The organism is Candidatus Paceibacterota bacterium (assembly GCA_028716825.1).
Classification (GTDB): Bacteria; Patescibacteriota; Minisyncoccia; order Minisyncoccales.
This window is the reverse complement of record JAQUPA010000025.1, coordinates 1-7462: the sequence shown is the minus strand read 5'-3', so window position 1 is coordinate 7462 and position 7462 is coordinate 1. Positions and strand designations below refer to the sequence as shown.

The window sequence follows — 7462 nt, the reverse complement described above, 5'->3', positions numbered from 1 at the left end:
GTAATATACCAAGAGTTGGCGTAGCCGTTGACTAATAGGTGATTATCTTGGGCAATAGGCTCCTTCCCCCAAGTTTCAAAAGTGGCCGGTTCCAAAAAAGTATTCCTGTGCGTCCCTTCTTTTATCTCGCCGTCAAAATAACTCGCCACCTCTTCTCCGTATCCCTTGTTATCAAAAAATAGATCTGTTATTCCCCCAGCCGCTTCCCCTAATTTTTCTGCTCCCCAATTTCCCAATTTCTTAATTTCAGTTCCGCCTTGGCGGGACGAATTTTCTAATTTCTGTTCTCCTTCTTTGTCTTCCAATTTCTCAATTTCAGCGAGCGAAGCGAGCGAGTTTCCTAATTTCTGTTCTTCTTTTAAGTATATCTTCCACCCTTCATGAAAGCTTTCCGAGAAAACCAGCGTATAAGGTTCTTTCGCCCCTTCCACTTTTATCCGGTATTTGGTGGGGTTAATTTTAACGAAGGTAATCTTGGGTATCCACGTCTTCTCATCCGCGTCTTTTTTATCCGCATTATCCGCGTTTTTACTGTCCGCGTTATCCGCGTCTTTGCTCCGCAAGAATAAAATGGGCTGTTTAATTTGCTGGACTTGTAAATTCCTATATTTTATTTCCGGCTTTTCTCCTTCAAAGCCAATAAATTTAAGCGTGGCGTTGCTTTCCTCCGGAGAGGATTTTAGGAAAAATTCCAAGCTTTCGAATTTGTCGCCGGTTGGCGGCAGGTTTATTTTGTTAATTTCCCTACTATCGCCTTCCTCAACAGAAAGGCTAACCGGAGTGGGTGTTCGATAATCAAGGCTAATCTTATAAAAAGAGTTTGGCAAATAACTTTTTATTTTTAAGTTTTTATCAAGCAAATTTTCACTAATTTCCTTTATTGGCAAAACCAATTCCTGTTTTCCCTTTTCAAAATACCTTTCTTCTAATAATGAATAATCCGTTAACCCGTTAATTTCTTTAATATACAATCTGTAATTGCCATTTTTAGGAATATCAACTTCATAAACAAGTTTTGAAAAATCCTGCTTAACCCTAAGCTCCTCCGTCCTTCTTTCTAATTCTTCAAAAACTTTCTCCCAATCGCTTTCTTTAGTAACGAGCCCCAATTCCTCCAGCTTTTCCCTATGTCCCGCTAAAGTCCCGTTATATTTGGTCCAAAATTTAACAAATTCTTCGTTAGCTTCCAATTTGAGATTTTCTAAAATATCTAAGGCGGCTGTCATCTCTTCCCGGTAAAGTTCTGTTATCTGTTTTTTCTCCGTCTTATCCGCGCCTATATCCGTGTTATCCGCGTAGAACTCTTTGAGTTCATTAATTCTCTTCGAAGCATAAAACAAATTTTTTTCCAATAATTTCTCTGGTTCTTTTCTTGCCTGCCATTTATCATATTTTTCTTTTAAAAGCGCCGCTTCCCATTTTAGGCTTTCCGGCTCATGTTTTACATAAGGATAGAAAATTTCTCCTTTTCCGTCATCCTGAACTTGATTCAGGATCTTTTCTATGTCTTTCTTATTTTCTCCTTTCACAAAAATCTCATCCGCCCTATTTTCCAATTTTTCTTTTTCTTTGTTTTCCAATTTCTCAATTTCAGCGAGCGAAGCGAGCGAATTTCCTAATTTCTGTTCTTCTTGAAGATATATCGCAGATCTAATCTCATAATCGTCAAAACTCAAAATATCCGGTAATATCTCAATATCATTCGGGGAATAAATTATATTTTGGGGAATGTAAAAATGAGGAAGAAAAGTGTCAAAGTTTATCCCATATAACTTATGTCTTTCGTAGTCGTTGATAAAGGTGATATGCTTTGAAAGTAACAAACACCTTTCCACATCCGCAGAGGAAAGATTGTCTGCCGCGCTAATTACATTTTTTCTTAATGCAATATAAAAAAATCCATTAGAAGATAATTCTTGAAGAAAAAAGTCAATGTTTGATTTACAGCTTTCATTATTACTAAAAACATCATTATACCGCGATAATAATTGCTTTTCCGTATCAGTAAACCCTGCAATATTCCTAATATTATCTAATAAATTGCTAGAATAATCATTAAAAGAAGCCCAGAGGCCATTAAATCTTTTGTCGTCAGGAATGATAAAGCCATACCCCAGAGGCATAATTATTGCTTTTTTTGTGCTTTTAGCCTTGTTTAAATTACTGTCTATTTTTGCTAGATCATCACTAAAAGAATAAAATCGCAACCTTTGATCAATATCATGAGAAGAAACGCCCATTGCTGTAGAATTTTTAACGCTATACAAACTACCGTTCCAAAACGGGAAAATGTAGAGCAAGAGCAGTAAAAGGAAACAAATATTTAGAAAGTTTTTCTTAGGTTTAGCGAGTGTTAAAAAATAACCCAAAAAATAGCCAAATGATAAAAACATGTAAGGAAAAGACCTCCCGTAATCTCTAATAACATTAGTATAGGGAATATGAGCAGAAAGATATTGAGAAAAAAGATACATTAAAAATGGATAGAAAAAAAGGAAAAGAAAAAAAATACTAACTTTTCTTAATTTTCGCAAAAGCATGGAAAGGATTATAAAAAGTGGCCCCAAAAAGCTAAAAAATATAAGCCTTGGTGGATAGGAATACTCAAATTGGTAGTTAAATACAGACCCCCACCCACGAATAATGTCTCTAAAGGAAAACCTTAAAGCAAACCTCAAAATATCATTTGGAGCAACGGCAGAAGTGATATAGGGGTCATGAACCAAGAATAAACCTAAAAGCCAATGAGCATGTAGGGCAATCACTATTAAGGCGATTGGAATGGTTATTATAAATACCTGTTTAATAGGAGAAAAATTGAGCTGGTCGCCCTTGATAAAGACATAAACGGCGATAAAAAGCATAAAGTGAATAATTGACTGGCTGTCCATAACACCTAATACACCATAAATGAGAGCCAAAAAAACAATGAGAGATTTTTTTTCAGTATCAAAATATTTTTCTAAAACCAGCAAGATTAGTGGTAAAGAAAAAATAGAAATAAGAGCGTATGTCCAGCCCATAAGCACAAAATTGAACGTAACTGGATTAAGTGTAAATACCATAGCTCCTAAAAATGCAGGGAATTTTTTGAAACCGTATTTTAAAAGTAAAAAATATGAGGAAATTCCACCTAAAAGAAAACTAAAGAAAAATAAGACTTTCCAATAGCAATATCCATCTATACTTAAAGTGGTGTTTAGAAAATAACCAAGAGTCTGGAAAGGTAAGGCAACGGAATACGATAGCCTTTTCCCAAAAATATTGCTCCAATCAGACCAAGCGTAAACGTTACTTATAAGCCAATTTTTAAGTTGAACGCTAGAAACAGGAATAGCCCAATCTTCCCCAACAGGAATATTCTTATTTAAAAAAATCTTGCAGAAAACACCCAGGTACATAATGGAGAATAAAACTAACGGCAGTATATTGTGCTTAATTTTATTAGAAATTATCATTGCTTATCACAGAAACAAACTATACTTTGGCCAATACTCTTGATGTTGTTAGCCAAGAAGTAAGATTTTATTTTCCCGTTGCGAGTAAAATTCACGAGATCAGACCTTTTCAGCACAATATTAAAACGATGTTTTCTAAGAAGATGCTCGAGAGTCTTGAAGGTAAAATACCTTATATGCCCAGAGCTGTCTTTTTCATTAGGCGAACATTCAATTATCGGGTTTATTCCCAGCAGCAACATCAATCGACGGCCAAAAGAAGCTAAGTTTGGAGTACTTAAAATCAAGAATCCATCTTTTTTTAGCAATCGATATATTTCGTCCAAGAAAAAATCCGTGTCATAAATATGCTCTATTATTTCTCCGGCAATAATCAAATCAAAAAAATTATTCTCAAAGGGGATCTTTGATTCATCATTAAAAAAAAATTTTTTAACATTAATGCCTTTTTCTTTTGCTTTTCTAACAGCATAATCGTTAGCGTCTATTCCGTAAAAATTATTATTTCTGTTCTCAATTAACGACAAAAAAGTTCCGTCGTAACAACCAATATCAAGAATATTTTTATTACGTAAATCAAGCTTATTAACAATGTCAAGCATTACTTTAATCCTTGGGTTATTAATCAACGACAGTTTCCTGCCTTGGTTATATATTCTAGAGTAAATATTTTTCACGACACTAAGGCTCTTAAACTACTAAGTTCTATCTTTGCTATTTTATCCCAACTATACTTATTGACCAATAGTTTCCCTTTTTTATTTTCAAAATTTTTATTTTCAAACAATTGAATTACTTTTTCAGCAACTGACTTATAATCATGCTTTTTAGAAATAATAACTTCGTTATTTTTATAAATATGCTTATATGGTGATAAATTATAAACGAACGCTGGCAATCCGCAACATACAGCCTCAAGCAAAGCAATTCCAAAGCTTTCACTTTCGCTTAAAAATAAGAAACATTTACTGCTTTTGAAAATATTGAATTTTTCTAAGCCGGTTTTATATCCTAAAAATTTCACATTTTTCTCTAAATTTCTCCTCTTAATTTCATTTTTATATTTCTCTTCTGTCAGATCGTCACCTCTTCCCATAATCGCTAATTGAAAATTAGGATATTTTTTTCTTACTATTTCCAAAACTTCGAGCATATCATATATTCCCTTAGTCTCGTTAATCCTGCCCACAAATAAAGCGTCAATATTATATTTTTTGTTTCTCTTTGCCTTTTTTATTAAATTAGCTTCTACGGCATTACCTGTTAAAATAATTTTTTCTTTATCAAAACCCTTTTTAATTAAATATCTTTTTAAATCCTCTGAAATTACAAAAATGCAATCCGCTTTTTTTAGAAGCACCAAACTGATATGAAAAAATGTCCAGGCTAAAAACCTAATTATTTTATTCCCAGGATCATTCAGGGGCACTACATTGTCAAAGACGGTGGCCCATTTGATTTTTTTATTCGCTCTCTTGAGGAAAAATGGAAAAATAATCAAATCTAAAACAGAGGATATAGTATAAACAACATTAAAATTCCCATAACCTCTGGCTGTCCTTAGAATTTTGATATTTCTTTTCAGCCCTTCAAAAATTAAATCCTGTTTTGTTTTGATATTTTTGGTATTTTGAACCTTAATAAATGTATAATTGCTATTAATAATTCTTAATTCCCCTATTTTTCTCTTTAGTTTTTCATTACCGAGAATTGCAATAGTATTTTCTTGTTTTTGCCAAAATTTTATTTTTCGCAAAAGAGGAACGATATTTCCCTCTTCTATGGTCAATCCATTAATTAAAATGTTCATTGCTTTCTTTTTTGCACAAAAAAATTAAATTAAATCCTAATATTGTTCCTAAAAATGGCACTCTTCTTATTAACCATCCAAACCTATTTGAACTATAAACAACTTTTTCTACTTTTAATCCAGATTTATTAATTAACTCTTTTGCAGATTTTAGAGTATATAAGTGTAAATGCGTTTTATCTAAAATTCCGCTTTTTGTATAATCAAATTTTCCTTTTAACAAATTTAATCTTACACTTAAATGAGCGACGTTAGGTAAAGAAATAATTACTTTTCCATATTTAACTAAAAAATTTTGACAAAAAAAACTTAATGTTTTTTGGGGATCAACTAAGTGCTCAAGAATATCGGCAAAAACGATAACATCAAATTTATTTTTTGATAATCTGGACAAATTGGTTTTTTCGACATCAGCAACTATGACTTGTTGATATGATTTTTTTTGGCGAGCAATCTTAGCTTGCTTAGAATCAATCTCAATCCCCCAAAAGCGGTTTTTTTTCTTATCATGTTGACCTAAATAACCAGAGGCACAGCCAACATCCAAAACCTCTTTTTTTTCTCCCAAAAGAGATAAAATTATTTTATGGGTTCCCCAAGAAACAGGGTTAAATTGATAATTACTGAACATTAGGAATGCCAATTTTTTTAAGTACCTCCCATTTCCCACTACCCTTCGACATATGTTTCATTATTTGTTTATCATTAATTTTTCTAGCTGTTTGAATCTTTTTTCTTTTGGCAAAAGTTTTTTTTATGTTAACAAGATTCCAAAAATGCGCCTTTAATATAGCAATACTTGCAGAAAACTGCCCTGTTAGAAAATATAAAAATGCCTCTCCCCAGCCTAATAATAAAAAAATGGGCACAGAAATAAGGATATTATGGTATTCATAATTCTTAAGAAGATTACTTAGAGAATTTTTCTCAGTATGATATCTTCTAAAAGTTGACGTTTTGTGTCTGCCTTCATTCTTTCTTGAACCACCAGCTGTTCCTCCACAAAAATGATATACTTCGGCAGACAAGACAGGAATAATGTTGTAACCCAATAAACGCGCTCGCCAGGAAAGATCAATATCTTCCTGAAACATAAAATAATCTTTATCAAAACCATATAATTCTTTAAAAATCGTTTTTTTTATAAAAAGAGCCGCCCCATCAGCATAAAAAGGTTTCTTTGCTAAAAGAGGGTACCCAAACCTGTCAATTCCTAAATATTTTTTATCTTCAGGAAAAATTTTCTCGCCATTATAGCCCAGCATCGTGGGAGTTAAAATTGCATCCTTTTCTTTCTGAGCAGAACGATATAATTTTTCTAAAAAGTTATTTTGAATCTTAGTATCGTTATTTAAGAAAAGCAGAAATTCTCCTTGGGAAATTTTAGCCGCTTTGTTATTTCCTTCTGCATAACCAAAATTTTTAGATAATTCTATAATCTTTACTTTGGGCCAATTTTTCCTTGTATACTCTACGGAACTGTCTGAAGAATTATTATCTGCTAAAATTACCTCAAAATCCTTAAAATTTTGTTTATAAATAGAGGAAAAACACTCTTTTAACCATTTTTTTCCATTCCAGTTTAAAACAATTATAGAAACGGCGGGGGTTTTTTTCATATTTCTTAAGTTCTCAATAATATCATTTTTTACCAATTACCTTAACCATTGGCCAAAATAATTTAAACATAAACATTTCCTTACCTATTTTGGGACAACTTCATATGTAAATTTTTCTTCTTCACTAAATAAAGCTCCATAATGGCAAAGTCAAACATACATTACCGCATTCTTATCTTTCGAAAATTACGCAAATATTACTTGCCCCGTATTTTTTATCCTCTGCCTTTTGATCAAAATCTTCTAATAATTTATCCAGCTTATATGTTTTGAGAAATATCTGTAATAAAACACCAAGCACTTTTATAAAATGCCCTGTATAAAAAACTTTCTTAATTTTGAAATTATAACGACTAAATTTTTTTTCCAAAATTTTCTTGCTATATCTTCTTAGGTGCCCAATCCTTTTATCGTGGATAATGTTCAGTGGCCAAAAAAAAGGCAAAATATATTTTAAACTAAGGGGAACAGTAACCATTAAGCCGCTTTTGGATTTACAAACCCGCGATATTTCTTGAATTGCCCCTTTCTCTTTTGGTAAGTGTTCTAAAACAGCGTTGGAAACTAAATAATCG

General features: G+C 32.4%; 6 protein-coding genes. All 6 read right to left on the bottom strand.

Annotated features, from left to right (window positions below; translation table 11 throughout):
• Nucleotides 1–3401: hypothetical protein (locus PHI88_03540; GenBank protein MDD5552201.1), on the bottom strand; the 3401-nt coding region annotated here is incomplete at its 3' end.
• Between the two features lie 53 nt (nt 3402–3454).
• Nucleotides 3455–4060: a class I SAM-dependent methyltransferase gene (locus PHI88_03535; protein ID MDD5552200.1), complete on the bottom strand. Its 606-nt coding sequence runs from the start codon at nt 4058–4060 to the stop codon at nt 3455–3457.
• A gap of 71 nt (nt 4061–4131) precedes the next feature.
• Nucleotides 4132–5268: a glycosyltransferase gene (locus PHI88_03530; protein ID MDD5552199.1), complete on the bottom strand. Its 1137-nt coding sequence runs from the start codon at nt 5266–5268 to the stop codon at nt 4132–4134.
• The gene (locus tag PHI88_03525) at nt 5252–5899 is read right to left on the bottom strand and encodes a methionine biosynthesis protein MetW (GenBank protein ID MDD5552198.1); all 648 of its coding nucleotides are present in this window, start codon (nt 5897–5899) and stop codon (nt 5252–5254) included. Before PHI88_03525 ends, PHI88_03530 begins: the two co-directional genes overlap by 17 nt.
• Complete coding sequence (locus PHI88_03520; protein MDD5552197.1) at nt 5889–6887, bottom strand: glycosyltransferase family 2 protein; 999 nt, start codon at nt 6885–6887, stop codon at nt 5889–5891. Before PHI88_03520 ends, PHI88_03525 begins: the two co-directional genes overlap by 11 nt.
• 172 nt (nt 6888–7059) lie before the next feature.
• Nucleotides 7060–7462, bottom strand: a 403-nt coding sequence (locus PHI88_03515; GenBank protein MDD5552196.1) for a hypothetical protein, incomplete at its 5' end; no start/stop codon positions are given.

Excerpts from the sequence above, each read along its gene's own strand:
- PHI88_03530 (MDD5552199.1), bottom strand. The coding sequence starts at position 5,268 with ATGAACATTTTAATTAATGGATTGACCATAGAAGAGGGAAATATCGTT.
- PHI88_03535 (MDD5552200.1), bottom strand. The coding sequence starts at position 4,060 with ATGCTTGACATTGTTAATAAGCTTGATTTACGTAATAAAAATATTCTT.
- PHI88_03520 (MDD5552197.1), bottom strand. The coding sequence starts at position 6,887 with ATGAAAAAAACCCCCGCCGTTTCTATAATTGTTTTAAACTGGAATGGA.
- PHI88_03525 (MDD5552198.1), bottom strand. The coding sequence starts at position 5,899 with ATGTTCAGTAATTATCAATTTAACCCTGTTTCTTGGGGAACCCATAAA.